This window comes from Pseudomonas sp. BGA-UO-ETr-WB11 (genome assembly GCF_059567785.1).
This window is the reverse complement of the sequence record NZ_JCAQOS010000003.1, coordinates 22,071-48,244: the sequence shown is the minus strand read 5'-3', so window position 1 is coordinate 48,244 and position 26,174 is coordinate 22,071. Positions and strand designations below refer to the sequence as shown.

27 protein-coding genes are annotated in these 26,174 nt (G+C 63.7%); 12 read left to right on the top strand and 15 right to left on the bottom strand.

The features are described 5' to 3' along the window. Nucleotides 1-15 precede the first annotated feature (15 nt). The 3 genes from AC56DI_RS01680 to AC56DI_RS01670 form a co-directional block, all read right to left on the bottom strand. Complete coding sequence (locus AC56DI_RS01680; protein WP_422587990.1) at nt 16-648, bottom strand: LysE family transporter; 633 nt, start codon at nt 646-648, stop codon at nt 16-18. Nucleotides 649-735: 87 nt separating this feature from the next. Then, on the bottom strand, nt 736-1,494 hold the full coding sequence (locus tag AC56DI_RS01675; RefSeq protein WP_496344664.1) for a TerC family protein: 759 nt from the start codon (nt 1,492-1,494) through the stop codon (nt 736-738). Between the two features lie 59 nt (nt 1,495-1,553). Continuing rightward, nucleotides 1,554-3,464, bottom strand: a complete 1,911-nt coding sequence (locus tag AC56DI_RS01670) for an ATP-binding cassette domain-containing protein (RefSeq protein WP_496344663.1) — start codon at nt 3,462-3,464, stop codon at nt 1,554-1,556. Nucleotides 3,465-3,514: 50 nt separating this feature from the next. Between AC56DI_RS01670 and AC56DI_RS01665 the strand changes: the two genes are divergently transcribed. Then, the gene (locus tag AC56DI_RS01665; RefSeq protein WP_496344662.1) at nt 3,515-3,973 is read left to right on the top strand and encodes a TIGR02444 family protein; all 459 of its coding nucleotides are present in this window, start codon (nt 3,515-3,517) and stop codon (nt 3,971-3,973) included. Here the strand turns inward: AC56DI_RS01665 and AC56DI_RS01660 are convergent. Next, nucleotides 3,970-4,761, bottom strand: a complete 792-nt coding sequence (locus tag AC56DI_RS01660; RefSeq protein ID WP_496344661.1) for an AlgP family protein — start codon at nt 4,759-4,761, stop codon at nt 3,970-3,972. The genes AC56DI_RS01665 and AC56DI_RS01660 overlap by 4 nt on opposite strands. Before the next feature lie 121 nt (nt 4,762-4,882). Between AC56DI_RS01660 and AC56DI_RS01655 the strand changes: the two genes are divergently transcribed. Further along, nucleotides 4,883-5,545, top strand: a complete 663-nt coding sequence (locus AC56DI_RS01655) for an FKBP-type peptidyl-prolyl cis-trans isomerase (protein WP_496344660.1) — start codon at nt 4,883-4,885, stop codon at nt 5,543-5,545. Nucleotides 5,546-5,560: 15 nt separating this feature from the next. Here the strand turns inward: AC56DI_RS01655 and rsd are convergent, their stop codons facing one another. From rsd to AC56DI_RS01615, 8 genes are all read right to left on the bottom strand, one after another. Further along, nucleotides 5,561-6,034 carry a sigma D regulator gene (rsd, locus tag AC56DI_RS01650; RefSeq protein ID WP_496344659.1) on the bottom strand — a complete coding sequence of 158 codons (474 nt, stop codon included), beginning with the start codon at nt 6,032-6,034 and terminating at the stop codon, nt 5,561-5,563. Nucleotides 6,035-6,326: 292 nt separating this feature from the next. Beyond that, nucleotides 6,327-6,818: a disulfide bond formation protein B gene (locus AC56DI_RS01645; RefSeq protein WP_496344658.1), complete on the bottom strand. Its 492-nt coding sequence runs from the start codon at nt 6,816-6,818 to the stop codon at nt 6,327-6,329. 134 nt (nt 6,819-6,952) lie between these two features. Then, nucleotides 6,953-8,188 (bottom strand): heme biosynthesis HemY N-terminal domain-containing protein, encoded by a 1,236-nt coding sequence (locus tag AC56DI_RS01640; RefSeq protein WP_496344657.1) that lies wholly within the window; start codon nt 8,186-8,188, stop codon nt 6,953-6,955. Continuing rightward, nucleotides 8,185-9,306 carry a uroporphyrinogen-III C-methyltransferase gene (locus tag AC56DI_RS01635; protein WP_496344656.1) on the bottom strand — a complete coding sequence of 374 codons (1,122 nt, stop codon included), beginning with the start codon at nt 9,304-9,306 and terminating at the stop codon, nt 8,185-8,187. Before AC56DI_RS01635 ends, AC56DI_RS01640 begins: the two co-directional genes overlap by 4 nt. A gap of 16 nt (nt 9,307-9,322) precedes the next feature. After that, complete coding sequence (locus AC56DI_RS01630; protein ID WP_496344655.1) at nt 9,323-10,093, bottom strand: uroporphyrinogen-III synthase; 771 nt, start codon at nt 10,091-10,093, stop codon at nt 9,323-9,325. After that, the gene (gene hemC / locus AC56DI_RS01625; RefSeq protein ID WP_496344654.1) at nt 10,090-11,031 is read right to left on the bottom strand and encodes a hydroxymethylbilane synthase; all 942 of its coding nucleotides are present in this window, start codon (nt 11,029-11,031) and stop codon (nt 10,090-10,092) included. The genes AC56DI_RS01630 and hemC overlap by 4 nt, the downstream gene beginning before the upstream one ends. 70 nt (nt 11,032-11,101) lie before the next feature. Then, the gene (locus tag AC56DI_RS01620; protein WP_324519166.1) at nt 11,102-11,848 is read right to left on the bottom strand and encodes a LytR/AlgR family response regulator transcription factor; all 747 of its coding nucleotides are present in this window, start codon (nt 11,846-11,848) and stop codon (nt 11,102-11,104) included. After that, nucleotides 11,845-12,930, bottom strand: coding sequence for a sensor histidine kinase (locus AC56DI_RS01615; RefSeq protein WP_496344653.1), 1,086 nt, complete (start codon nt 12,928-12,930; stop codon nt 11,845-11,847). Before AC56DI_RS01615 ends, AC56DI_RS01620 begins: the two co-directional genes overlap by 4 nt. 244 nt (nt 12,931-13,174) lie before the next feature. Between AC56DI_RS01615 and argH the strand changes: the two genes are divergently transcribed. From argH to AC56DI_RS01590, 5 genes are all read left to right on the top strand, one after another. Further along, nucleotides 13,175-14,569, top strand: a complete 1,395-nt coding sequence (argH, locus tag AC56DI_RS01610; RefSeq protein ID WP_496344652.1) for an argininosuccinate lyase — start codon at nt 13,175-13,177, stop codon at nt 14,567-14,569. Between the two features lie 77 nt (nt 14,570-14,646). After that, the gene (locus AC56DI_RS01605; protein ID WP_496344651.1) at nt 14,647-15,453 is read left to right on the top strand and encodes a substrate-binding periplasmic protein; all 807 of its coding nucleotides are present in this window, start codon (nt 14,647-14,649) and stop codon (nt 15,451-15,453) included. A 35-nt stretch (nt 15,454-15,488) separates the two neighbouring features. Continuing rightward, complete coding sequence (locus AC56DI_RS01600) at nt 15,489-15,767, top strand: hypothetical protein (RefSeq protein WP_496344650.1); 279 nt, start codon at nt 15,489-15,491, stop codon at nt 15,765-15,767. 83 nt (nt 15,768-15,850) lie between these two features. Continuing rightward, nucleotides 15,851-16,657 carry a substrate-binding periplasmic protein gene (locus tag AC56DI_RS01595; RefSeq protein WP_496344649.1) on the top strand — a complete coding sequence of 269 codons (807 nt, stop codon included), beginning with the start codon at nt 15,851-15,853 and terminating at the stop codon, nt 16,655-16,657. Nucleotides 16,658-16,715: 58 nt separating this feature from the next. Continuing rightward, the gene (locus AC56DI_RS01590) at nt 16,716-16,961 is read left to right on the top strand and encodes a TIGR02647 family protein (RefSeq protein WP_496344648.1); all 246 of its coding nucleotides are present in this window, start codon (nt 16,716-16,718) and stop codon (nt 16,959-16,961) included. A 403-nt stretch (nt 16,962-17,364) separates the two neighbouring features. Here AC56DI_RS01590 and phnX read toward each other — a convergent pair whose 3' ends face one another. From phnX to AC56DI_RS01575, 3 genes are read right to left on the bottom strand one after another with little or no spacing between them, the layout of a single operon-like run. Continuing rightward, on the bottom strand, nt 17,365-18,198 hold the full coding sequence (phnX, locus tag AC56DI_RS01585; protein ID WP_496344647.1) for a phosphonoacetaldehyde hydrolase: 834 nt from the start codon (nt 18,196-18,198) through the stop codon (nt 17,365-17,367). 4 nt (nt 18,199-18,202) lie between these two features. Beyond that, the gene (locus tag AC56DI_RS01580; RefSeq protein WP_496344646.1) at nt 18,203-19,318 is read right to left on the bottom strand and encodes a 2-aminoethylphosphonate--pyruvate transaminase; all 1,116 of its coding nucleotides are present in this window, start codon (nt 19,316-19,318) and stop codon (nt 18,203-18,205) included. 35 nt (nt 19,319-19,353) lie between these two features. Then, nucleotides 19,354-20,025, bottom strand: a complete 672-nt coding sequence (locus AC56DI_RS01575) for an HAD family hydrolase (RefSeq protein ID WP_496344645.1) — start codon at nt 20,023-20,025, stop codon at nt 19,354-19,356. 173 nt (nt 20,026-20,198) lie between these two features. Here AC56DI_RS01575 and AC56DI_RS01570 point away from each other — a divergent pair, with 173 nt between their 5' ends. The 5 genes from AC56DI_RS01570 to AC56DI_RS01550 all read left to right on the top strand — a co-directional run bounded on the left by AC56DI_RS01570 (nt 20,199) and on the right by AC56DI_RS01550 (nt 26,141). Beyond that, on the top strand, nt 20,199-21,125 hold the full coding sequence (locus tag AC56DI_RS01570) for a LysR substrate-binding domain-containing protein (protein ID WP_496344644.1): 927 nt from the start codon (nt 20,199-20,201) through the stop codon (nt 21,123-21,125). A gap of 169 nt (nt 21,126-21,294) precedes the next feature. Further along, nucleotides 21,295-22,317 carry a putative 2-aminoethylphosphonate ABC transporter substrate-binding protein gene (locus AC56DI_RS01565; RefSeq protein WP_496344643.1) on the top strand — a complete coding sequence of 341 codons (1,023 nt, stop codon included), beginning with the start codon at nt 21,295-21,297 and terminating at the stop codon, nt 22,315-22,317. Nucleotides 22,318-22,418: 101 nt separating this feature from the next. After that, nucleotides 22,419-23,486: a putative 2-aminoethylphosphonate ABC transporter ATP-binding protein gene (locus AC56DI_RS01560; RefSeq protein WP_496344642.1), complete on the top strand. Its 1,068-nt coding sequence runs from the start codon at nt 22,419-22,421 to the stop codon at nt 23,484-23,486. Between the two features lie 58 nt (nt 23,487-23,544). Then, the gene (locus AC56DI_RS01555; RefSeq protein ID WP_496344641.1) at nt 23,545-25,239 is read left to right on the top strand and encodes a putative 2-aminoethylphosphonate ABC transporter permease subunit; all 1,695 of its coding nucleotides are present in this window, start codon (nt 23,545-23,547) and stop codon (nt 25,237-25,239) included. Further along, the gene (locus tag AC56DI_RS01550; protein ID WP_496344640.1) at nt 25,236-26,141 is read left to right on the top strand and encodes an EamA family transporter; all 906 of its coding nucleotides are present in this window, start codon (nt 25,236-25,238) and stop codon (nt 26,139-26,141) included. The genes AC56DI_RS01555 and AC56DI_RS01550 overlap by 4 nt, the downstream gene beginning before the upstream one ends. The last annotated feature ends 33 nt before the right edge of the window (nt 26,142-26,174 follow it).

Sequence of the window (26,174 nt, the reverse complement as noted above, 5' to 3'; positions counted from 1 at the left end):
CCGGATGTCACAGCGCTAGTTAGAACCCCGGTGAATGGTCGCCAGCAACCCCGCGGCGGCGACAAACATCAGAGCAAAACTGCGATTGAGCAGCCGCTGCTGGCGTGGCGAGCGCAAGGCGCGCAGGACCTTGGCCGCCAGGCCGGTGTAACCGGCCATGACGATCAGGTCGACGCCAACCATGGTCGCCGTCATGCTCAGGTACTGCGGCAACAGCGGCGCCTCGGGCTGCAGAAACTGCGGCAGCACGGCGAGGATAAACACCACCGCCTTGGGGTTACTGGCATTCACCAGAAAGCCACGCAGCACCAGGGTCAGCGGCCGGCCCACGGGCCGCGGTGCGGACTCGTCCGCCAGATTGCCAGGCAAGGCCCGCCACTGCGCCAGCGCCAGCCAGAGCAGATAGACCACACCAAACCACTTGATCAGGCCGAAGGCCATGGCCGAGGTCGCCAACAGCGCGCCGACACCGGCGGCGACAATGGCGATCTGCAGCACCAACGCCAGCTGCAGGCCGATGGCATTCCAGTAGCCGCGGCGAAAGCCGTACTGCAGGCCACACGACATCGAGGCGATCGCCCCGGCACCCGGCGACAGACTAATCAGCCAACACGCCACGAAGAAGGCCAGCCAGGTCTCGAAAACCATAATTACACTCGCAGAAAAAACAAAGGGCAGGCTCGTAAGCCTACCCCTTGTGGTGTCACGCGCCCAGTCGCCTGGGCATTGCCGGACTCAGTCCGGCAGGTCTTTACGCAGATGCACCGGCTCCTGGCCGAGCTTGCGGCTGCGCGCGCCGCGCATGCGGATATTCACCGCCTCTACCGCCAGCGAGAAGGCCATGGCGAAGTACACGTAGCCTTTTGGCACATGCACGTCGAAGGCTTCGGCAATCAGCACGGTACCGACCACGATCAGGAACGACAGGGCGAGCATTTTCAGCGACGGGTGCTTGTCGATGAAATCGCTGATGGTGCCAGCCGACAGCATCATCACGATGACCGAGATGATGATGGCCGCGACCATTACTGGCACGTTGTCCACCAGGCCAACGGCGGTGATCACCGAGTCCAGGGAGAAGACGATGTCGATGATCGCGATCTGCACAATGATGCCCATAAAGCCGTAGGCCTTGCCGCCGCTCTGCGCCGTTTCTTCCTCGCCTTCCAGGCCGTGGTAGATCTCCGAACTGCTCTTGAACAGCAGGAACAGACCACCGAAGAACAGGATCAGGTCGCGACCGGAGAAGCCCTCGCCGAATACATGGAACAGATCGTTGGTCAGCTGCATGACCCAGCTGATCGACAGCAGCAAGAGAATGCGCGTACCCATGGCGAGGCCAAGACCAAAGAAGCGCGCCTTAGGCTGCTGCTCTTTGGGCAAACGGCTGACCAAAATCGAGATGAAGATGATGTTGTCGATCCCCAGAACGATTTCCAGGGCCGTCAGGGTGAGAAAGGCAACCCAGATTTCCGGGTTCATCAGCCATTCCATGTGTCAGTGCCTCGATAGTGTGGATTTAAAAAAGCCGCGCATTTAACTACAGGCGCCACTCAGTCGGCTTGCGCCAATTGTTGCTCAAGTGTTTCAAGCTGTTCCAAAGCCGCCATCCACGCCTCTTCCAACTCGCCCTCGCGGCTCTTCAGCTTAGCCTGCTCGGCCAGGGCATCGCGCAACTCGTCCTTGCGCGCGGCCTCGTAGATGGCCCCATCGCCGAGCTTGGCTTCGACGCTGGCGAGCTGCTCGTGCAGTTGACCGAGAGCCTTTTCCAGCTTGTCGGCTTCACGCTTGTGCGGCGCCAGCTGCTGGCGCAAGGCCGCGGCGGCCTGGCGCTGGGCGCGCTTGTCAGTCTTGTCGGCGGCGGGTTCGCTACTGCTGCCCGGCTGCTGCCGCAGACGGAAGTCGATCAACCAGCGGGCGTAGTCTTCAAGGTCGCCATCGAACTCCTGCACGCGGCCATCGGCCACCAGCAGAAACTCATCGGTGGTGCTTTTCAACAGATGACGGTCGTGGGAAACCACCAGTACCGCACCAGCGAAATCCTGCAAAGCCATGGTCAGGGCCAGGCGCATTTCCAGGTCAAGGTGGTTGGTCGGTTCGTCGAGCAGCAACAGGTTTGGCTTGTCCCAGGCAATCAGGGCCAGGGCCAGGCGGGCTTTTTCGCCACCGGAGAAATTCACCACCGGCTCGTCGCAACGCGGGCCACGGAAGTCGAAACCACCGAGGAAATCGCGCAAGATCTGTTCGCGCTCGGTGGGCGCCAGGCGCTGCAGGTGCAGCAGTGGGCTGGCACGGTCGTCGAGGGAGTCCAGCTGGTGCTGGGCAAAATAGCCGACCACCAGGTTTTCGCCGCGCTGCAAGCGCCCGGACAACGGCTGCAACTCGCCGGCCAGGGTCTTGATCAGGGTCGATTTACCGGCGCCGTTGGGGCCCAGCAGGCCGATGCGCGCACCCGGCGTCAGCTGCAGTTTGACCTTCTCCAGCACGGCGCGTTCGCCGTAGCCGAGGCGGCCTTCGCTCAAGTCCAGCAGCGGGCTGGAAATCTTGTCGGCTTCACGGAAGCTGAAATCGAAGGGCGAGTCGACATGGGCCGGCGCCAGCTCTTCCAGGCGCTCCAGGGCCTTGATCCGGCTTTGAGCCTGACGGGCTTTGGTGGCCTGGGCCTTGAAGCGGGCAATGAATTTCTCCATGTGCGCGCGCTGCACCTGCTGCTTGTCGTAGGCCTGCTGCTGCTGCGCCAGACGCTCGGCACGGGCGCGCTCGAACGCCGAATAGCCGCCGCGGTAGAGATTGATGCGCTGCTGCTCCAGGTGCGCGACCTGATCGACCACCGCATCGAGAAAATCGCGGTCGTGGGAGATCAGCAGCAAGGTGCCCGGATAGCTCTTCAGCCAGCCTTCCAGCCAGATGATTGCATCGAGGTCCAAGTGGTTGGTCGGCTCATCGAGCAGCAACAAGTCGGACGGACACATCAGCGCCTGCGCCAGGCTCAGACGCATACGCCAGCCGCCGGAAAAATCGCCGACCGGCAGGCTCATCTGCGCATTGCTGAAACCCAAGCCGGCCAGCAGCTTGCGTGCCCGCGCATCGGCACTGTAGCCGTCGGCGCTGTCCAGTTCGGCATGCAGGCGCGCCAGGGCGCTGCCGTCATGGGCCAGCTCGGCGGCAGCCAAATCATGCTGCACCCGGCGCAAGCGCTCGTCGCCGTCCAGCACATAGTCCACGGCCAGGCGGTCGAGGGTCTCGACCTCCTGACGCATGTGGGCAATGCGCCAATCGGCAGGCAGCAGGCAATTGCCGGCGTCCGGCGTCAGCTCGCCACGCAAGAGGGCGAACAGACTGGATTTGCCGGCGCCGTTGGCACCGATCAAGCCGACTTTCTGGCCGGGGTGCAGGGTCAGCTCGGCGTCTTCTAGCAGACGCAGCGGGCCACGCTGTAGAGTGAGGTTCTCGAGTCGAATCATAATGGCGGCGGAGTCTACCAGCTTCGTCCTGCCCTTGCCCGGGAAGCACCATGCCATCTGACCTGTGGGATTTTGCCCAACGCCTGTACGGACGTCCGGGTGTCGAGCACGCCTGCCTGCAGTTGCAAGAGGCCGGCGCCGATGTCTGCCTGCTGCTCTGCGGCGCCTGGCTGCAGCGACACGGCATGGCCTGCACACCGGCGCGCCTGGCCCACCTGCAGGCCATCGCCCAGCCATGGCAAATAGAGGTGATCAGCCCGCTGCGGCAACTGCGGCAAAACTGGCGCAAGGCTGCGCAGCAGCAAGCGCCATTGGCCGCACTACGGGAACGTCTGAAAGGGTTGGAGCTGGATGCCGAGCAGCAGCTGCTGCTGGCCCTGCAAGCCTGCGCACACGAATGGGCGCGAGCAAATAAAAGCGCTGTACCGACTTGGCTAGAGGCGCTGGCCGGCACAGACGCTGACCCCGACGCGCTGCAGTTGCTGCGCGACGAGGCGATGCAGGCTTAGGAAGCGCTGCTGGTGCTATCGGCAACTACCGGCTGAGCCGCAGCTGCTGGCGCGACCGGCTTGGCTGCCGGGGCTTTTTTCGCTGCTGCCGGACGGGCAGCAGGCTTGGCGGCTGCTTTTGCTGCAGCAGGCTTCACCGGCGCCTTAACGGCAGGTTTGGCTGCCGGCTTGCTGGCAACCGCTTTAGCTGCAGGTTTCGCCGCTGCAGGTTTAGCCACAGCCGGCGCTTTAGCGGCGACCGGCTTGGCAGCAGGCTTACGCGCTGCGGGTTTGGCCGCAGGCGCCTTGGCTACAGCGGCTTTTACTGCCGGCGCTTTGGCGGCAGGGGCTTTGGCCACAGGAGCTTTTTTCACGGCTGCTTTGGCGGCCGGAGCGGCCGATTTGGCGGCGCGCAGATCGAGGGCCTTGGCGGCCGCTTCCTTGACCTTGCCAACGCCTTGGGCCAGCTTCAGGCTTTCCTGGGCATCGCGCTTGAGCTGGGCGATGTAGGTGCGCGTCTCGGCCTGGCGCTCTTGCAGGCCATCCAGCAGCGACTCCAGCTCTTCAATGGCGTCCTTGGCTTTGGCTTGCGCTTTGGCCTTGCCCGCAACGGCGGCGTCTTGCAATTTGGTCCGTGCCTTGTGCAGCAGGTCCTGGCCTTTGCCGCGCTGCTTCTCCAACTTGGCGAGCATTTTCTCGGCGTCAACCAGGGCTTCGCTGCAAGCGTTTTCCAGGTGCTCGAGCAAGCTGTGGGAGAGGTGTTGCAACAAGTGCAGCGGCGTACTTACAGGGTTCTTTTTGGCGGACATGGAAAGCCTCCTGGCGTGTGATGTGCGCCCATCTTAGGCCGCCTGAGGTCACTCGCCAACCTCAGGTTGAGCGGCCGGTCAAGACTGGCATAATCAACCGACCCTTTCGCGGAGAACCCCCATGCCCCGTCGCCTGTTACTGCTCCTCTGTCTGCTTGCACCGCCGCTAATGGCAGCCGACGCCAGCGAAGAGCATGACTTGGCCTACAGCCTCGGCGCCCGACTGGGCGAACGCTTGCGCGACGAGGTGCCCGACCTGCAACTGGAGGCGCTGCTCGACGGCTTGCGTCAGGCCTACCGCGGACAACCGTTGAGTGTCGACAGCGCGCGCATCGAACAACTGCTGAATGAGCACGAACAGCGCTTGGCTGACTCACCCGCGACTGTCGATGCCGCGAGCGAACGGGCACGGCGCGCCGAAACGCGTTTTATGGTCAACGAAAAAGCCAAAGCCGGTATCCGTGAATTGTCCGGCGGCATCCTGCGCAGCGAGTTGCGCGCCGGCAGCGGAGTCAAACCCAAAGCCAACAGCAAGGTGCAGGTGCGCTATGTCGGGCGTCTGGCAGATGGCAGTGTGTTTGATCAGAGTGAAACGCCGCAGTGGTTCCGCCTGGATAGCGTGATCAACGGCTGGCGCGTGGCGCTGCAGGAAATGCCGGTCGGAGCCAAATGGCGCCTGGTGATCCCGTCGGCCCAGGCTTATGGCGCCGAGGGTGCGGGAGACTTGATAGCCCCTTACACACCCTTGGTCTTCGAGGTCGAGCTGCTGGGCACCGCCGATTAGGGCGGCGCGCACCACTCAGACTGCAGCAACTGCCTGTTGCTGATGGGAGTTGTGCAGCACTTCGATCAAGCAGTCTTCCAGCTCGAAACGCTCATGCAGCAACTGCCCCAGGCGTTTCAACTCCGCGTGCAGCGCAACGCTGTCAAAGCTGGCGCCCGTGTCGCAATGGTCATTGAAGGCCAGCGCCACTTCGGTAATGGCTTCGATACGTGGATAGATCTGCTTGGCCAGCTCAAGACCACGCTCGTCGCCAAAGGCTTTGGCTTCGTTGGTGAGCTGTTCGTAGACTTCGAAATGCCCTGCCGACACGTAGTCGACCAGAATTTCGCAGAAGCGTTGCACGTCGGCAGCGTTGACTTCAGGGGCTGGCGCGGTTTCGTTGAGGACGGCAAACGCCTTGACCAGTTCATGGCGCTCCTGCAACCAGCGATCGATCAGCAGGTGGACCCCGCCCCAGCGCTCTTGGGCGTTCTGACAGCTTTCAAGCATGACAACCTCACTTCCCGTTATTTGATTTTCTGATTTAGGTACAGGGTTGAGACGAACTTTTGTCGTTCACACGCCAAACCTGGGAAGGCACCACCTAATCGGCAGTTTACCGGCGACACTTGCGAGCCAGATTATGCTCGCCCCGCAGTACCAGCAAGGCACCCTCCAGAGAAACTTTCATACGAGTGTTTAATCCCTGACCACACAGCCAAGTGCCCTGCGCCAGTGCCTCGAAGAGATTCCAGCATACGCCGCCAGGGCCGCAGAAGCACGGCCCCTAAGCTGCCCTAGATCAAGCGCGGCGCAACAATTGGTAACCGGCAAACAGCAACATGCCGGCAAACGCCAACAGGCTCCACTCAGGAATGCTCATGCCGAGCAGGGTCCAATTGACCTCGGCGCAATCGGCCGAACCGTGCAGCACCAGGCGAATGATTTCCTGAAACGGCAGGGCCTCCAGCATGTAATCGAAACTCGGCAGACAGGCCGGCAATTCGTCCGCTGGGATGTTCTGCAGCCACACCTGCCGACCGGCCGTGCCAGCGCCAATCAGTGCTGCCAGCCCAGCCAGCCCGGCATAACCACGCTGACCACCACGACCCGGCGCATGGATGGCAGCCAGCAAGCAGACCAAACCGAAAACGATCACACAAACCCGCTGAATGATGCACAACGGGCATGGTTGCTGACCGAGCACATGCTCCAGATAGAGCGCACCGCCCATGATGGCGACGCAAGCGAGAAAGGCAAACAGGAATAGCGAACGCGGGCTGACCGGAGACATGACGGTTCCGTGGAAAAGTTAAGAGGCGGCTACGGTAGAGGAAAGCACCTGCGCCGGGCAAGGCGTAAGCCTGCTCAGAACAAGGTCGTTATCTGCGCTACGCCACCGGTCGTCCGATGGCGCAGCGCAGCCTATCAAGCGGGCAAGGGCAGATTGGGCAGACCTTGCTGCTGCAGGCCCAGGGCTTCCTGAAACAACTCATTGCTACGTGCCACTTCGCCCTGATGGGCCAGCAGTCGCGCCAGCTCGGCACAGGCTACGGCACTGCGGACCTGGCCCAGGCTCGCCTCGAAGTAATCGCGCGCTTTGCCCCACAGGCGATTGCGCAGGCACAAGCGGCCCAGCGCCAGCAGCAGCTCGGCATCTGCGGGCTGCTGTTTGAGCCAGTTTTCTGCCGCATGCAACTGACGCGTCGGATCAGCGCCAGCCAGCTCGCCGTACAGCGCCACTAGGCGGGCGTCGTACTGACGCTTGAGCGCCTTGCCCAACACCTCTTCGGCCTCAGGTTCAGCCCCCAGCGCGCGCAACTGCTCGGCGTAGGCCAGCAACAGCTGCGGGTCGTTACGCTGGGCACTGGTCAGTTGCTGCCAAGCCTGCGTCAACGGTTGCAACGCCGCTTCGCCAGCATTCAAGCCACTGCGACCGGCGTCAGCCAGCCGCCCGCGCCAGGCACGCTGCTCCAGCTCCAGCAGTGCAGCGTCACTCAATGCCTTGTTTTTACGCAGCTCGGGCAACAAACCCAGCAATGCCGACCAATCGCCTTGCTGCTCATACAGGGCTTGCAACTGGCGCAACACCTGGCGGTGACGCGGATGACGCTCACGCATCACCTGCAGGGTTTCCAGGGCGGCCGCAGGCTCGCCACGACCCACCTGCAACTCAGCATGGGCCAGGGCAATCGCCAGCTCTGCCTGCGGCTGACGGCGCAAGGCTTGCTCCAGCAAACTGTCGCTTTCCTCGTAGCGGCCCAACTCCTGGGCGGCGCGAGCGGCACCGAGGTAATGCATCAAGGGCTGAGCATCACCTTCGGCGGCGCGGCGCAAATGCCGCAGCGCGCGCTCCCAACGGCCTTCGGTCAGGTCCAGCAGACCTTGCTCCGCAGATAGTTGCACCCGTCGCGTACGGTTGCGCCGCGACCAAGGGTTGACCACCCGCCCAGACGCTGTGAGCAGGCGAAACAGCAGGCGCAAGCTGAACAGCAGCAGCCACAGGCTGGCCAGCAATACCAAGGTGCCCCACAGGCTCGACTCGTAACGGAAGCTTTTGTAAGCCACCAGCACGTAACCAGGCTGTTCAATCTGCACCAGGGCATAGCCGCCCGCCGCCAGAGCCAGCAGCACCAACAGGGTCAGCAGCAAAATGCGCTTCATGGCTGCGGGTCCTCAACAATGGCGGCCGGCAACGCTTCGGTGGGCGCCGGGCCGGACTCGCGCAGCTGCACATAGGCCTGTAGTGCCGCCATGGCCGCGGTCAAATCTGGCATGCCGACGCTTACCGGCTGGGTGACCAGCTCGCCCAAGCGGGCGCGCAAGGCCTGTACCGCCGGATTGTCCTGATTGAACTGCTCATCCAGCACGCCTTGGGCCTGCTGCAAGGACTTCTGATAGACCGCGCCATCGCCATTCAAAGCGCCCCACTGGGCCTGCTGCAGCGCCAGGGTCAGGGCCAGACGCACCTGCGCCAGGCTCTGCCCGGACAACACTGGGCGAATATCCTGGGCGGCGCTGAAATCGATACGGAAGTAATGCGACAGCCGTTCCAGCCACTCTGCCCACCAACTGCTGCCATCACCCTCGGCGGCCAGGCTGGCGAGCACGCCGCCGTTGTCGACAAACGCCGGCACGTGCGGGTTGAGCTGGGCAACTTGCTCGCGCAGGGCGCCCAGTTGCAGGAACATCCCCGTGCGGTCCGGCTGCTGCAGGCTGCGCAGCGCCTCCAGGCTCTTGGCCAACTCGGCGCGAGCGGCAAAAGAAGCGGGATCATCCTGCTCCAGCAGAATCTGGTCGGCGGCCTGCACCAGGGCCTTGGCGCTGTTGATTTCCTGCAACGCCGTCAGGCGCAGGCTGGCCAGGCGCAGCAGATGCTCGGCTTCAGCCAGACGCCAGTCCTGACGGCTGGCATTCAGCACATTATCCAGACGCTGGCCGAGGCGCTGCTGATCACCCTGGACGCTGGCCAGCAACTGCCGACGCTCTTCCAGTTGCTCCGGCGTGGGCAATTGCGCCAGCTGTGCACTGAGACTCTGCTCGCGCTGCACCAGGGTTTGGGCCTGGCTGCGGGTCTGCTCCAGCACCTCGCGCTGCTGTTCGCTCTGCAGGTGCAGGGCACGCACCTGCCAGACACCCCAACCCGCCAGACCGACACTGGCGGCTGCCAGCACCAGAGCCAACGAGGCCAGACCACGACCACGGGGTGCCGCTGTAACAGGCACAGGGCTCTGCACTGGGGCGACTTGCACTTCATCTTGCGCGGGGGCTGCTTCGCTCACGTATCCATCCTCTGTATCAGGGGGCCGGCTGCGGGGTAGCCCGCAACGCCGCCAACAGGGCCGCAGCGCTCGCGCCACGACAATCCACAACCATCTCGACACCCGCCGCGCAGGCTTGTTCAGCCACCCGTGCGCTGGGCACAAACATTACTCGGCGGGCCACTTGCGGCCAGTCATCCGCCGCCAGCTGGCGCAAACGGGCGAAGCCTTCGCCACTGCTGACCAGCACGGCATTCAGCTGCTGGCCGTCCAACTGCGCCAGCAAGGCCGTGCTCGGGTAGTCCGGCTGGCCACGGCGATAGAGTGGCAGATAGTCGACCGTAGCGCCTTGGCCGCGCAAGCAATCAGCCATGAATTCCCGGCCACCCTCGCCGCGCATGATCAACACCCGCGGACTGGGCACTGCCAGCGCTTGCTGCAGCGCCGGCAAAGCCAGCAAGGCCTCGCTGTCATCACCGCCACTGGGGTAGTTAACCGCCACGCCGGCATCGGCAAGAATTTGCGCCGTGGCGGCGCCGACGCTGAACCAGCGCGGCGCGGCAGGCACCTGTGGCCAGTAGCGGCGGAGCAGTTCAAGACCCAAACGGGCCGCTGGCTTGCTGACCACGATGACCGCGCTGTAACGCGGCAGCGCCAGGATCAGCTCACGTTGTTCGGCCGTTTCCGCCAGCGCCTCGATCTGCAGCAATGGCAGGCTGCTGCTGAACACCCCCTGCGCCGCCAGAGTTGCCGCCAGGGCGGCCGACTCTGGGGCCGGGCGGGTCAGCAGCAGGCGCCAGGCGTTCACGCCTGACCGGCCTCGCCATACACTGCCGCGAGAATGGCGTTGGCGCCTTGGGCCAGCAACGCCTCGGCCACCTGCACACCCAACGCTTCGGCGTCGGCGGCCGGCGCACGCCCTTCGGCACGCAACAACAGACCACCATCCGGTTGACCTACCAGGCCACGCAGCCACAACTGCTCGTCTTCAAGCAGGGCATAGCAGGCGATCGGCACTTGGCAGCCGCCATTCAGATGCTTGTTCAGAGCGCGCTCAGCGGTCACGCGCAGGGCCGTTTCGCGGTGGTGCAACGGCGCCAGCAAGGCGTGAATCTCGGCATCGGCACTGCGGCACTCGATGCCCACGGCACCCTGACCACCGGCTGGCAGGCTGGCTTCCACGCTGATCGAGGCACGAATCCGCGCGCCGAAGCCCAGGCGAATCAGGCCGGCAGCGGCGAGGATGATGGCGTCGTACTCGCCAGCATCCAGCTTGGCCAGGCGGGTGTTGACGTTGCCACGCAGGAAATGAATCTTCAGGTCCGGGCGCAGGGCCAGCAACTGGGCCTGGCGGCGTAGGCTGGAGGTGCCGACCACGCTGCCCGCCGGCAACTCGTCGAGGCTGGCGAAAGTGTTGGAAACGAAGGCATCACGCGGGTCTTCGCGCTCGCAGATGCAGAACAGGCCCAGGCCTTCGGGGAAGTCCATCGGCACATCCTTCATCGAATGCACGGCGATGTCGGCTTCATTGTCCAGCAGGGCGGTTTCCAGTTCCTTGACGAACAGGCCCTTGCCGCCGATTTTTGCCAGCGGTGCGTCCAGCAGCTTGTCGCCACGACTGACCATCGGCACCAGGCTGACCAACAGTCCCGGATGGGCCTGTTCCAGGCAAGCTTTGACGTATTCGGCCTGCCACAGGGCCAGGGCACTCTTGCGGGTAGCGATGCGGATTTCGCGGATAGACATGACGGCTCTCGAAACGAATGATCGCCGGCATGATAAGGCAGCCCGGCGGGTGGTGCACCCGCCGGACAACTCAGAGGTGGTTCATCAGCTTGCGCACACCCGCCACATGGCGGCGGCTGACGATCAGCGGATCGCCATGCAAACCTTTGAGATACAGCTGGAAGTGCCCTAACGGCGTGCGCTGCAGGCGCTCGATACGCTCACGGGCAACCAGGGCGTTGCGGTGAATACGCACGAAACGCTCGCCGAATTCGTCTTCCAGCGCCTTCAAGGGCTCGTCCAGCAGCACCTCGCCACCTTCGTGGCGCAGGGTCACGTATTTGTGGTCGGCGATAAAAAAGATCACATGCTCCAGCGGAATCAGCTCGATACCTTTGCGCGTACGCGCACTGATATGGCTGCGCGGGCCGCCGGCGTGATCCAGGGCCGGACGGGTCAGCGCCGCCAGCTGCACGCGATTGGGCCGCTCGGCTTTCTTCAGCGCTGCCGCCAAGCTTTCCGGGCGTACGGGCTTAACCAGGTAGCCAACCGCACTGACCTGAAAGGCTTCCAGGGCAAACTCGTCATGGGCGGTGCAGAAGATCACCGCCGGCGGGGCCTCCCGCTCGCACAGCTTGGCCGCCACTTGCAGGCCATCAAGGCCCGGCATGCGGATATCCAGCAGCACCACGTCGGGTTTCAGGCTGTCGATCAGCGCCAGCGCCTCTTCACCATTGCTGGCACAGGGCTGCAGCACGCGACAACCTTCCAGCTCCCCGACCATACGGCTAAGCCGCTCACGGGCCAGGGGTTCGTCATCAACGATCAGGACATTCATATTGCTCGGGCTTCCTGCATGAGTCTCGCACATGGATAGCGTAGACAGGTGAAGTGCCGTCCGTCACGGCGATCCACACTAAGACTTGCATTTGGACCAAAAAGTGCACTCAGACGCGCTTCAATATTAGCCAATGCCTGGTGCGTGCCGCGCGAAGGTTGCTGCTCGGCAAGTGGATCGCAGGGATTGCTGACGCACAACTGAAAGACACCCTCGGTGTATTCACCTTCAATACGTACCATACCGCCCTCGATGCGCGGCTGGATGCCGTAGATCAAGGCATTTTCCAATAGCGGCTGCAAGGTCAATTGCGGGATTGGCAAGTCATCGGGCAGGCCGTCAATCTGCCAGTCCAGCTGCAACCGGTCGCCCAGTCGGTATTGCTCGATCGACAGGTAGCGCCGCGACAGCTCCAGCTCATCGCTCCAGGCCACCAGACTGCCCGGTTTGGCCAGGCTGGCGCGAAACAGGTCAGACAAATCCAGCACCGCCTGCTCGGCCTTGAGCGGGTCGATGGTCACCAGACTGGCGATGCTGTTGAGACTATTGAACAGAAAATGTGGACGGATGCGCGCCTGCAAGGATTCCAGCCGCGCCCGCAACTCGGCCTGCTCCTGACGGCGCCACTGACTCTGCAAATAAAAGTAACGCAGCAACAAGGCCGACATGATCAAGCCGATCAAGGCGTGGCGCAGGTACAGATTGACCTCACCGGTACGCGGCAACGGCCCGCCCAGCTCGTAGTAATCGGCCACTGCCGTGCAGCCCAGGGTCAGCGCTACCACCAGGGCACAGCACAAACAGCCCGCCAGCACCGGCGACAACCGCGCCAGCCACGGGCGCAGCCGGCAGAACAGCGCCGCGCTGAGCAGCACAATCCACTGCACAAACAACGAGGTCAGGGCCAGGCGCACCCAGTTGAATCCCTCATGCATGGGCTCGGCCAGCACCAGCACCAGCACCAGCAGCTCGGCCAATAGCACCAGGCCCAGCAACGCCTCGGGCAGGCACAGCTCGGGAATGAAGAAATCGTCGTCGATAGGCGCGCTAACGCGGCCTTTTTGTAACCAGTCGATAGCCATCCGTGAAGTCTCTCCCGCGCCCCGACGGACGGCAAGCCAGTCCGGCATCACCGGCCAAAATAGTCCGCCGAAACACCCATGAGCCGATAAAAACGTGACCTGGCAGACAGATTCAGCCACCCAGCCCGCGACAAAGCTCGGCGGCGATTTAGCCGCCGACCCTGTTATTATTGCCGCACTTTGACTGCCGCGCTGGCTGCCACCGGTGGCCCGCCCGTTTTTCTGCACCTGCCGAGAGCCCTTCATGAGCAGCGAAAAAACCAACCAATCCTGGGGCGGCCGCTTCAGCGAGCCCGTCGACGCCTTTGTGGCGCGCTTTACCGCCTCCGTCGAATTCGACAAGCGCCTGTATCGCCACGACATCCTTGGCTCCATCGCCCATGCCACCATGCTGGCCAAAGTCGGCGTACTGACCCTGGAAGAGCGCGACGCCATCGAAGCGGGCCTCAAGCAGATCCAGAGCGAGATCGAGGCCGGCCAGTTCGAGTGGCGCGTCGACCTGGAAGACGTGCACATGAACATCGAAGCGCGTCTGACCGACCGCATCGGCGTTACCGGCAAAAAATTGCACACCGGCCGTAGCCGCAACGACCAGGTGGCCACCGACATCCGCCTGTGGCTGCGCGATGAGATCGATCTGATCCTGGCCGAAGTCACTCGCCTGCAGCAGGGCCTGCTCGGCCTGGCCGAAGCAGAAGCCGACACCATCATGCCCGGCTTCACCCACCTGCAAACCGCCCAGCCGGTAACCTTCGGTCATCACTTGCTGGCCTGGTTCGAGATGCTGTCGCGCGACTACGAGCGCCTGGTCGACTGCCGCAAGCGGGTCAATCGCCTGCCGCTGGGTTCGGCCGCACTGGCCGGCACCACCTACCCGATCGCCCGTGAAATCACCGCCGAGCTGCTGGGTTTCGACCAGGTTGGTGGCAACTCGCTGGACGGTGTGTCGGACCGCGATTTCGCCATCGAATTCTGCGCCGCCGCCTCACTGGCGATGATGCACCTGTCGCGTTTCTCCGAAGAGCTGGTGCTGTGGACATCTGCGCAGTTCCAGTTCATCGACCTACCGGACCGCTTCTGCACCGGCTCCTCGATCATGCCGCAAAAGAAAAACCCCGACGTGCCAGAGCTGGTGCGTGGCAAGACCGGTCGTGTGTTCGGTGCGCTGATGGGCCTGTTGACCCTGATGAAAGGCCAGCCGCTGGCCTACAACAAGGACAACCAGGAAGACAAAGAGCCGCTGTTCGACGCTGCCGACACCCTGCGCGACTCGCTGCGTGCCTTCGCCGACATGGTTCCAGCGATCAAGCCCAAGCGCGAGATCATGCGCGAAGCGGCCCGCCGCGGCTTCTCCACCGCCACGGACCTGGCCGACTACCTGGTACGCAAAGGCCTGCCGTTCCGCGATTGCCACGAGATCGTCGGCCACGCGGTGAAATACGGAGTGCAAAGCGGCAAGGACCTGGCCGAAATGAGCCTCGACGAACTGCGCCAGTTCAGCACCGAGATCACCGACGACGTGTTCGCCGTGCTGACCCTGGAGGGCTCCGTCAACGCCCGTGACCATATCGGCGGCACCGCCCCCAACCAGGTCCGCGCTGCTGTCGTGCGTGGTCAAAACCTGCTGGCCACACGCTGAGTCTGGCCAGTCAAGCAGGGGCCACCTCCGGGCTGGCCCCAGTCGCCAAACGCCTACGCGCTGCCGGGCTCTTGCTCGTGGCCACGCTGAGCCTGCTGCTAAACAGCGTGCCCAGCCTGGCCAGCGAACACTGCCCACGTCCTTACCGGGTTGGCGTCTCGCAAATCGGCTACAGCTATTACCTGCTGGACGACGGCACGCCCGCCGGTTCTTCATTCGATTTTTACGCCGAGCTCAGTCGCCGCACGGGCTGCACCTTCGAGATTGACCCGTTGCCACGGATGCGCGCCTGGCATGAAGCCAAGCTGCAACACCTGGACATTATCTCGCCGACCATCCGCACAACGGAACGCGACCAGGTGGGCGTATTCATCGAGTACTTCAAGGCGCGCAACGACATCCTGGTTGATCGCCGCGCGGGCGAGCACATCCAGTCACTGGAGCAACTGCTGGCTGACCCGAATGTGAAAATCGGCCTGGTTCGCGGCCATTCCAGCGGCCCCTACTTCGACGAGCGCCTGCAAACGCTGGAGAAACTGCGGCGTGTGGAGTTCTCCTCCTACCCCAGCAACATTTTTATCAAACTGCAGGCCGGACGTATTCAGGCCACCCTGATGACCGCCGGCATTTACCAAAAAGAGCTGGATCAACTGGGCCTGCAGGATCAGGTACGAATTATCCACGTACCGGAATCGGATGCCTTCAGCGTCGGCTTGTACCTCTCGCACCTGACCCTCGACGGCCAGGAAATCGACTGGCTCGGTCAGCATGTACGGGCCATGGTTAGCGATGGCACCCTGCGCAAACTGCTCAGCCGCAACCATGGCAAAGCCCTAACCGCCGAGTTTTACCAAGCCGCGCCCGCCCCTCAACAACCCGAGTGAGCCGCGCAGGCACAATCATCTTTTCAGGAGTTTTTATGAGCGAACAGAACGAGCCGGAAACCGACGAAGACGAAGTCTTTGCCGAGCAGACACTGACCCAGGCCATCGAAAACCAGTTGGAAGCCGACAGCCCTGCTGCTGCCAAGGCCACCTACAACAAGCTGACCCTGGTGGGTTACCCGCGCGAGGAAATTCTCGATCTGATGGCTCAGGTGCTGGCCTTTGAAGTGCGCGCCATGCTCGAAGCCGAGCGTCCGTTCGACCTCGCGTGGTACGAACAGGCACTGCGCGCGCTGCCGACCCTGCCGGAATAGCCTTACACTGGCGAACAGATAGCACCTAAACTGGCGGCCAATGGCCAACCTGACTTTTTCGTCGTAAGCGGAGCCGTTCGCGGATGTCTCTGAGCCGCCTTTTTCTGCACTGCTGGTCGCTGGTCCTGCTGTGCGGCACAGCGTCACTGGCGCATGCCGAGCCGCTGCGCATCGGCGCCGAAGACGACTGGTACCCGTACACCGCGTTGCGCAACGGTGAGGTCCAGGGCATGTCAGTGGACATCGTCAAAGCAGCCTTTGCTGCCACCTCCACTGAAATTGAGCTGCTGCCCTACCCCTATGCCCGCTGCATGCAGCTGACGCTGAAGGGCGAGCTGGTTGCCTGCTTCAACACCGCGCCCAATGCGCAAATCGCCCTCGACTATCAGTTACCGAAAACCGCCCTGTTTCACGACGACATCCTGCTGTGGGCGCGCAGCACCCAGGCCACCCCATTGAACGCGCTGGAGCAACTGGCCGGCAAACGCGTGGCCGTGACCATCGGCTACGAATACGGCGAGCGCTTCGACAGCAACCAGAAACTCGTGCGGGTGCCGGTGCGACAGGACCGTAATGGTTTTCTTATGCTGCAGCGCCAGCGCGTCGACTACGTGGTGGCCTATCGCGGCACCGCCACCCATTTGTTCCAACAATATCCAGAGCTGGCAGGCCAGTTCAGTCCGGTAGCGACGGTGCACGAGCCTCAGCTGCACTTGAGCTTTTCCCGCCATGCTGCGCACGCGACGGAGGCCCTGCAACGCTTCGAGCAAGGTATGCGCTTGATCCAGGACAATGGCCGCTATCAGCAGATTCTGCAGGATTGGCAACACGGCAGCGCAGACTCCGCACTGCCTCGCTACACTGCAAAAACCCCCGTCGCCACGCCGTGACGATGGCCCCTTCGCCGGGCAGTTAAGCCCCGGCGCCTTTCAAGAGCCTGGAGCACCTATGTCGTATACCCCTGAGTTGGTTGCCGAACTGGAAATTCTTGCGCTGTTCAACCTGGCCAACACCAAAGAGGGCCTCAAGGTTCATCACACCGCCGCCCCAAGCGCGATTGCCGCTGCCCAACGCCTGCATGACAAAGGCCTGACCACCCTCAATGACGGCGGCTACCTGACCAGCCTCGGCCTGGACGCCGCCGAACACGCCCAATCCCTGCTGACCATCCTCAGCGTCAGCGAAACCGCCTGACCCACCCGCTAAGCCGCCCACGCGCCTAAAACCCTCGCGGGTCGCGGGCGCCTCTGGCCCTTTTGTGGGAGCGGCTTCAGCCGCGAAGCTCTTTTGGCGCTTCAATGATTCGCGGCTAAAGCCGCTCCTACGAATCTGCGCCGCTTGCGGGTATTGGCTCAGCCCTGATCGCCAGCAAGCTGGCTCCAACAAAAACGGGCCTGCGAGCTGCTGACTGCCCACCTCGCCGGCGAACACCCCTGAATCACCACTAGACAGCCCACGCGCCTGCAAACCCTCGCAGGCCGCGGGCGCCTCGGGCGCTTTTGTGGGAGCGGCTTTATTTAGCCGCGAAGCTCTTTGGGCGCTTCAATGATTCGCGGCTAAAGCCTTCCACTCTCCATAAACGCCGACAGCGCCGCGTTTACGGCCGTTCGCCACGGGCCAGACGCTGCTCGATAGCGTCGAGCACAGCCGGTAATTCGGCGATGCTGGCAATCACATAATGGGCGCCCACCTGGTACAACTTGGCGGCGGCCGGACGGGCTCGCGCCGCTTGCTCAGCCGGAGTAAGCGCCGACCACTGGGCATGACTCAAGCCCACTTCGTTACCCGAAGCCGACAGGCCAACGGTCCACATGCCCGCCGCCAGCCCCTCATCAATCCCAGGTACGGTGTCGTCCACCTTGACGCAGGCGGCCACGTCGCTGGCGCCCAGGCGAATCAGGTTTTCCAGCGCCATCCACGGCCCCGGCCGGCCGCCGGCCGGCAGATCATCGGTCGCCACCACCCAATCCGGGGCGTAACCGGCCGCGGCCGAGATTGGCAGCAACGCGTCCATCACCACCCGCGGGTAACCCGAGCAGGAGCCGATTTTCAGACCGCGCTGGCGCAACGTAGCAATGCACTCCAGCGCCCCTGGAATCAGCGCCGAGTAGTCGCCCACCCGCTCAATCTGCAGGGGGATAAAGGCGGCATACAGTGCATCCACATCGGCATCGCTCATGGCCCGGCCAAAGCGCGCCTGCCAGCGTGCAGCCACGGCCGGCAAACGGCCGAGGGCCTGGATGTGGTCCCACTTGGCCAGCCCCATAGGGATGCGCGCCTCGGCCAGACTGACTTCGATATCGAAGCCGGCGAAAGCGTCAATCAGCACCTGGGTGGGTGCGAAGGAGCCGAAATCCACCACGGTACCGGCCCAGTCAAAGATCACCGCCTGCAGCGGGCCGGTGTAACGGCGTTGGTAGCGATAGCTCATGGTCTTACTCCTGATGATTCGTGGGCAGCCAGCCAAGGTCGGCCAGTGCCGCTCCCAGCGCGGCCAGGGCCTGGTCGATTTCAGCGTGATCAATGGCGCCGATACAGCCGACGCGGAAGGTTTCCAGACGGGTCAACTTGCCCGGATAGAGGATAAAACCGCGCTCACGCACGGCCTGGTACAGGGCCATAAACTGGTAGTCAGGATGCGCAGGCGCATGGGCGGTGTAGATGATCGGCGCCTGCACCGCTGCCGGCAGATAGGGCTGCAAGCCCAACGCCGCGAGCCCAGCGCGCAAGCGCTCGCCATTGGCCTGATAACGCGCCAGCCGCGCCGCTTGACCGCCCTCGGCGTGGTACTGATCGAGGGCACTGCGCAGTGCGGCCAACACATGGGTCGGTGGCGTGTAGCGCCACTGCCCGGTGCGCTGCAGGTAGGCGTACTGGTCGAACAAATCCAGGGACAACGAATGACTGTTGCCACGACTGGCCGCCAGCGCCTGTTTTTCCACCAGCACAAAGGCCATGCCGGGCACACCTTCCAGGCACTTGTTGGCCGATGACACCAGCGCCGCAAAGGGCAGCTCACGGGCATCCACTGGCAGGGCGCCGAAGCCGCTCATGCTGTCGATAATCAACTGACGGCCAGCCGCTGCCACCACTGCGGCGATCTCGGCCAGCGGATTCAGCAAGCCGGTGCTGGTTTCACAGTGAATAGCGCCGACATGGCTGATCTCAGGGTGCGCGGCCAGGTATGCCGCCACTTGCTGCGCACACACCGGCTGGTCGTCAGCAAACTCCAGGGTGGCCACCTGGCGGCCCATCACCTCAGCCAGCTGCGCCATGCGCTGGCCGTAGGCGCCATTGACCAGCACCAGCAACGTACCGTCGCGCGGCAACAGGGTGCCGATGGCCGCCTCCACGGCGAAGGTGCCGGAGCCTTGCAACGGCACGCAAACATGGCTGGCCTGGGCGTGAGCGATGGCCAGCAGATCAGCGCAAACACTCGCGGTCAGCGCATTGAAGCGCCCGTCCCAAGAGCCCCAGTCCTGCAGCATGGCGGTTTTGGTGGTCAGGCTGGTGGTCAGCGGACCGGGGGTAAGCAAAATGGCTTCGCGCATAACAGCGACCTTTGGCAGAGAAAGAAGTGGGGGGTTCACGCGGCGGCGTTCAGCCAGCGACACGCCCAGCCGCGGCGCTCCGCCTCGGCCGTCAGGCGCGCATTGGGATTGGTCGGACGCGGCTCGCTAACCCACTCCAGCAAGGGCAGATCGTTGTGCGAGTCGCTGTAGAAATAGCTCTGCTGCACCTCGACATGCTGGCGCATCAGCCAATTCTCCAGGCAATGCACCTTGCCCTCGGCGTACGTCAGCAAGCCCTGGGTACGACCGCTGTAACGGCCAGCGCGAACTTCGCAAGGCACGCCGTGGATATGTTCAAAACCCAGCGCCGTACCCATCGGCCGCACCAGAAACTCCTCGCTGGCCGACACCAGCAACAAGGTGTGCCCAGCGGCACGGTGGCTGGCGATCAGTTCCAAGGCCTCGGGGTACACCCGCGCCAGCAACTGCGTATTGATCAGCTGCTCAACCTCGCGAGCCACCTCCGCCTCGCTGCGCCCAACCAGCGGCGCCAGCGTCAGGTCCAGGTAGGCATGCATATCCAGGCCGCGCTCACCGTAATCGGCCATCAACGCGGCGTGCTGGGGGGCAAATTGCTCGCGGTCGGCCCACCCCAGGTTCTGCATGTGCGCGGCCCAGTGCGCCGAACAATCGGCATCCAGCAGGGTGTGATCGAGATCGAAAATAGCCAGGGTGAGCGCTTGCATGACGGGGGCCTTATGCACCGATGTGAATGGCAGCCAGTATCGGCATTGCCAGCGGTGCAGCCCACACAGCAGGGCTAGCGCCAAGCGCTAGGTTTTCTTATGCCGTGTAACAACAACGTCATTTACAGCCGTTTTACTGCCCGGACCCTTCCCCTGCGACCACACCCGCCACCATGTCCCGACTGCCCCCGCTGAATGCCCTGCGCGCCTTTGAAACCTCCGCGCGCCTGGGCAGCTTCACCCGCGCCGCCGACGAGCTGCACGTCACCCAAGCCGCCGTTAGCCAGCAGGTCAAGCAACTGGAGCAGCACCTCGGCAGCCCGCTGTTTATTCGCGAAGCCAAAGGCCTGCGCCTGACCGAGGCCGGCCGCAGCTACCTGCCCGCCCTCACCCAGGCCTTCCACACCCTGCGCAACAGCACCGAGGAACTGTTCGGCGAGCGCGGCCGCACCCAGCTCAGCGTGCGCGCCTCCAACTCCTTCGCCGAACACTTCCTGGCCCCACGCCTGCAGCGTTTTCTTGCCGACTACCCACGTTTTCGCGTGCGCATCAGCTCCTCGCCGTGGACTGCGTTTGCCGAAGAAAGCAACGTCGACGTTGAGATCTGCAACGGCTACGGCGACTGGAGCGACCGCCAGGTGGAGCGCCTGACCAACGAACACTGGCTGACCGTGTGCAGCCCGGCGACCCTTGAACGGCGCGGCTGGCCGGGCTCGGCCCAGGCGCTGATGAGCTGGCCGCTGTACAGCGTGCTTGGCTACCGCGAAGGCTGGAATGAATGGCTGACCCAGCAACAGAGCCACGGCCTGGCCACGGCGCCAAGCCTGGAATTCGACACCACCACCCTGGCCATGCAGGCCGTGCGTTATGGCGACGGCGTGCTGCTGACCCGTAGCTTTCTGGTCAGTGATGCCCTGCAGCGCGGCGAGCTGGTGCAGCCGCATCCGGGCATCCTGCCGACCCGCGGCGGTCATTACCTGGTCTGCCAGCGCGGCGACCAGCGCCCCAAGGTCACCGCCTTCTGCGACTGGCTGCGGCGCGAACTGCGCGGCCATCAGGCGGGCCTGCGCCTGCCTACGCCTGGTCTAGCCCAAGAATGATTGGCGCCAGCCATTAGCAAAACTAGGCCATTTGCCCGCTTGCCGTCACAAAGCCGCAACCCGCCGAGCCTAGCATCTGGGCACCGGGCAACCCGCAGCAACGCCCGCAGACCGGCCTGATGGCCACCTCACCCGCCAGTCTCCGGGCCCGCCCCGAGAGGAGATTTCCGTGAAATCGCTCAAGCCTTTGCGTTCCCTGCTCGCCGTTGCCATGACCGCCCTCTCGTTCTCGGCCCTGGCCGCCAGCGAGCTGACCGTTTACACCGCTCTCGAACCCGAAGACATGGGCAAGTACGCCGCGCGCTTCAACCAGGACCATCCGGACGTGAAGATCAACTGGGTGCGCGACTCCACTGGGGTGATCACTGCCCGCCTGCTGGCCGAGAAGGCCAACCCGCAGGCTGACGCGGTCTGGGGCCTGGCGGCTACCAGCCTGATGCTGCTGCAGAAAGACGGCATGCTGCAGGGCTACGCGGCGAAGGATGTCGACCAGCTCAAGCCGCTGTTCCGTGACAGCCAGAACCCACCCGAGTGGATCGGCATGGATGCCTGGATGGCCGCCATCTGTTTCAACACCGTGGAAGCCGCCAAGTACAACCTGCCGCAGCCAAAAACCTGGCAAGACCTGACCAACCCGGTGTACCGCGGCCATGTCGTGATGCCGCACCCGGCCTCCTCGGGCACCGGCTACCTGGACGTCTCGGCCTGGTTGCAGACCTTTGGTGCGGACAAGGGCTGGACCTTCATGGACGGCCTGCACCAGAACATCAAGAGCTACACCCACTCCGGCTCCAAGCCTTGCAAGATGGCCGCCACCGGTGAAGCACCAATCGGCATCTCCTTCGCCTACCGCGGCGCCAAAGAGAAAGCCGCCGGCGCGCCGCTGGAGCTGATCTTCCCAAGCGAAGGCCTGGGCTGGGAAATGGAAGCCGCTGGCATCCTCAAAGGCACCAAGCAACTGGCCGCCGCACAAACCCTAATGGACTGGGCCGCCAGCGAAAAAGCCAACCAGCTGTACAACGAAGGCTACGCCATCCTCGCCCGTCCAGGGATCGCCAAACCGGTCGCGCACTTCCCGGCCGAGCCAGAAAAACTGCTGATCAAGAATGACTTCAACTGGGCAGCGGAAAACCGCGACAGCATCCTCACCGAGTGGCAGAAACGCTACGAAGGTAAGGCCGAAGCCAAGTAAACCCCGCCTCGTATCGGCATCCCGCGGCCTGCGTTGTTATCAGGGCCCGCGGGTGTCGGTTACCTGCCATCACCTGCACCCCGCTACAGAGGTAACTGGCCATGACTCAAGGCTGCGGCAGCCGTTTGCAACTGCACGGCATCAACAAGCACTTCGGCGCCACCCAGGTACTGCGCGATATTCACCTGGATATCCAGCCGGGTGAGTTGTTGTGCTTTCTCGGCCCCTCGGGCTGCGGCAAGACCACCTTGCTGCGCATCATCGCCGGCCTCGAAGCCCAAAGCAGCGGCCGTCTGGTGCAAGGCGAGCGGGATATTTCCCTGCTGCCGCCGCGCCAGCGCGACTTCGGCATCGTGTTTCAATCCTATGCGCTGTTCCCCAATCTCAGCGTGCACGCCAACATCGCCTTCGGCCTGCGCAGTCAGCGCCTGGCCAAGGCCGCCATCAACCAGCGCGTAAGTGAACTGCTGGAACTGATTGGCCTGAGCGAGCACGCCAACAAATACCCCGCCCAACTGTCTGGCGGTCAGCAGCAGCGCGTCGCCCTGGCCCGCGCCCTGGCCCCTGCACCCGGCTTGCTGCTGCTCGATGAGCCGCTTTCGGCACTCGATGCACGGGTGCGCGGCCACCTGCGTAAAGAGATCCGCCGCCTGCAACAGCAGCTTGGCGTCACCACGATTCTGGTCACCCACGACCAGGAAGAAGCCCTGACCATGGCCGACCGCGTGGTAGTGATGAATCACGGCGTGATCGAGCAGATCGGTACGCCGGAACAGATCTACCGCCAACCGGCCAGCCCCTTCGTCGCCGAATTTATCGGTGCGATGAACTTCGTCGACTCCGAGCGCGATGCCTCCGGCCGAATCAGCCTCGGCGGTCAGCTGCTGGAAATGTCCCAACCCGATCAGCAACCCGGTCAGCGCCTGCGTCTGGCCTTTCGCCCGGAAGAAGTGCGCCTGGTGCCGCTGCACGAAGGGGGCCTGGCAGCGCATATCGAGCACCTGGAGTTTCTCGGTACTTTTATCCGTTTACGCATGCGCGTGGCCGGCCTGAGCGAAGCCCTGACCGTCGATGTCGACGCCCGCAGCGCCCGCCAGCTGGGCCTGTGCCAAGGCCTGCAACTGGGCATGCACCTGCCGGCCGAAGCCCTGAGTTGCTTCGCCGCCTGAGCCTATTGTTAGCCACGGGCGCCCACCGGCGTCCGTCCCCGTGTGGATTACCCTCGTCATGTTTGCGACATCCCAACCCCTGACTTCCGCTCGCTTGATCGTCCACGAGCGCCTGGGCCTGGCCCTGCTGTTTGCCCTGCTGATCGGCGTGTTTATCGTCCTCCTGCCGGCACCACTGTTGAGCTTGCTCGGCCGCAGCCTGAGCGACCGCGACGGTAACTTCGTCGGCCTGGCCAACTTCCACAGTTACTTCGCCAGTGGCGCCCTGTTGCGCGCCTTTGGCCACTCCTTGCTGGTCGCTAGCCTCAGCACCCTGCTGGTTTTGACCAGTGCCTTCGCCACCGCCTGGGCTCTGACCCGTACCCGCCTGCCCCTGCGCGGTTGGTTGCGCGGCGCCCTGTTGCTGCCGATTTTGGCGCCGTCGCTGCTGCCGGCCATCAGCCTGATCTACCTGTTCGGCGAGCAAGGCGTGCTCAAGGCCTGGCTGGGTGACAGCTCGATTTATGGCCCGCTGGGCATCGTCCTCGGCTCCTGCTTCTGGACCTTCCCTCACACCCTGATGATTCTGCTCACGGCCCTGTCCCAGGCCGATGCCCGGCATTACGAGGCGGCCGAAGTACTCGGTGCCTCGACCTGGCGCACCTTCTTCACCGTGACCCTGCCGAATGCCCGCTACGGCCTGGTCAGCGCCGGTTTTGTGGTGTTTATTCTGGTGTTCACCGACTTTGGCGTGCCCAAGGTGATCGGCGGCCAATACGCCATGCTCGCCACCGATGTGTACAAGCAGGTGATTGGCCAGCAGCGCTTCGAGATGGGCGCGGTGGTCAGCGTCTTGCTGCTACTCCCGGCCTTGCTGGCATTCCTCGCCGACCGCTGGGTGCAGCGCCGTCAGGCCGCCACCCTGACCGCCCGCGCGGTGCCCTGGCAGCCTAAGGTCAACCGGCTACGCGATCTGTGGGGCGCGGCCCTGTTGCTGCCGGCCTTGAGCTTTATCGGCGCGGTGATCGGCATGGCCATCTACGCCTCGCTGGTCACTTACTGGCCGTACAACCTCAACCTGAGCCTGAACAACTACCAGTTCGGCCGCCTGATCGGCGACGGCTGGGGCAGTTACTTCAACTCCCTGCAACTCGCCAGCCTGACCATGCTGGCGGGCACCGTGCTGGTATTTCTCAACACCTGGCTGAGCCAGCGCACGCCGCAACCGCGGGTGCTGACCGGACTCTTCCAGTTGCTCAGCCTGCTGCCCCTGGCGGTACCGGGGATGACCCTGGGCCTGGGCTATATCTTTTTCTTCAACCACCCGGACAACCCCCTCAACGGTTTGTATGGCGGTATGACGATTCTGGTGTTGTGCACCCTGACGCACTTCTACTCGGTGCCGCACCTCAATCTCGTCACGGCGTTCAAGCAGCTGGACAGCGAATTCGAGTCGGTGGGCGAATCGTTACGCGCCTCGCGCCTGCAGATTCTTTGCCGGGTCAGCCTGCCACTGAGCCTGCCGGCGCTGCTGGATGTGGCCCTGTATTTCTTCGTCAACGCCATGACCACGGTGTCGGCGGTGGTGTTTCTCTATGGGCCGCACACCAACCTGGCCGCGATCAGCGTGCTCAACCTGGATGACGCCGGGCAAACCGCCGCCGCGGCCGCCATGGCGGTGTGCATCATGGCCACCTGCGCCCTGGCCAAGTTAATCCACGGCCTGCTCGGCGCCGTATTGCACAGACAGCAACGCGCCTGGCGCGGCGCATGAGTGGCTTTACCCTACTGTTGGTGCTGCTCTCGGCCATCACCCATGCCGGCTGGAATCTGGCGGGCAAGAAGGCCGGGCCGAGCATCGGCTATTTCTGGCTGGCGAGCCTCTGGGGCTTTGTGCTCGGCCTGCCGCTGATACTGCCATTTACCTGGCCGCTGCTGCTGGCCCTGACGCCGCCGATCTGGGCCTGGCTGCTGCTCTCAGGATTATTCCAGGCCCTCTATATTTGGGGGCTGGCCGAGGCCTACCGGCGCGGTGAGCTGTCGACGCTGTACCCACTGATTCGCTCGTCACCGTTAATTTTGCTGCTGCTCGGCAGCCTGTTGCTGGGCAGCGCCGAGCGCATCACCGGCGGCGCGGTGCTCGGCATCGTACTGATCGTCGGCGGTTGCTTCTTCTTGCCGATGCAGCGCTTCGCCGATCTGCGCCTGAGCCATTACCTGAATGCCGCTACCTGCTTTGCCCTGCTGGCGGCCACTGCCACCGCGGGCTATTCGCTGATCGACGACCTGGCCACCCGGGCCATGCGTGAATTACCCGGCCTCGAACTGCACGACGCCTGGGTGGCACTCCTGTATGTGGTGCTGCAGGCCGGCAGCGCGGCGCTGTGGCTGGGCCTGGCGATGCTCTTGCCGGCGTTGCGCCGGCAATGGCGACACGCCCCGCCGCCGCTGGGCAGCAGCCTGTTTACCGGGGTGATGATGCTGCTCACCTACGCCTTGGTAGTCTGGGCCATGGCCACTGCCCGCGATGTCAGTTATGTGGTCGCGTTCCGGCAGATCAGCATTCCGATCACCGTAGCCCTGGGCATCTGCCTACTCGGTGAACGCCTGAACCCACCCAAGGTGCTGGGTGTCGCCATCGTCGTGGCCGGCCTGCTGCTGGTGGTGCTCAACTAGCCGCGCACCGCTCTGGCAGTAGGCGGCGAAAAT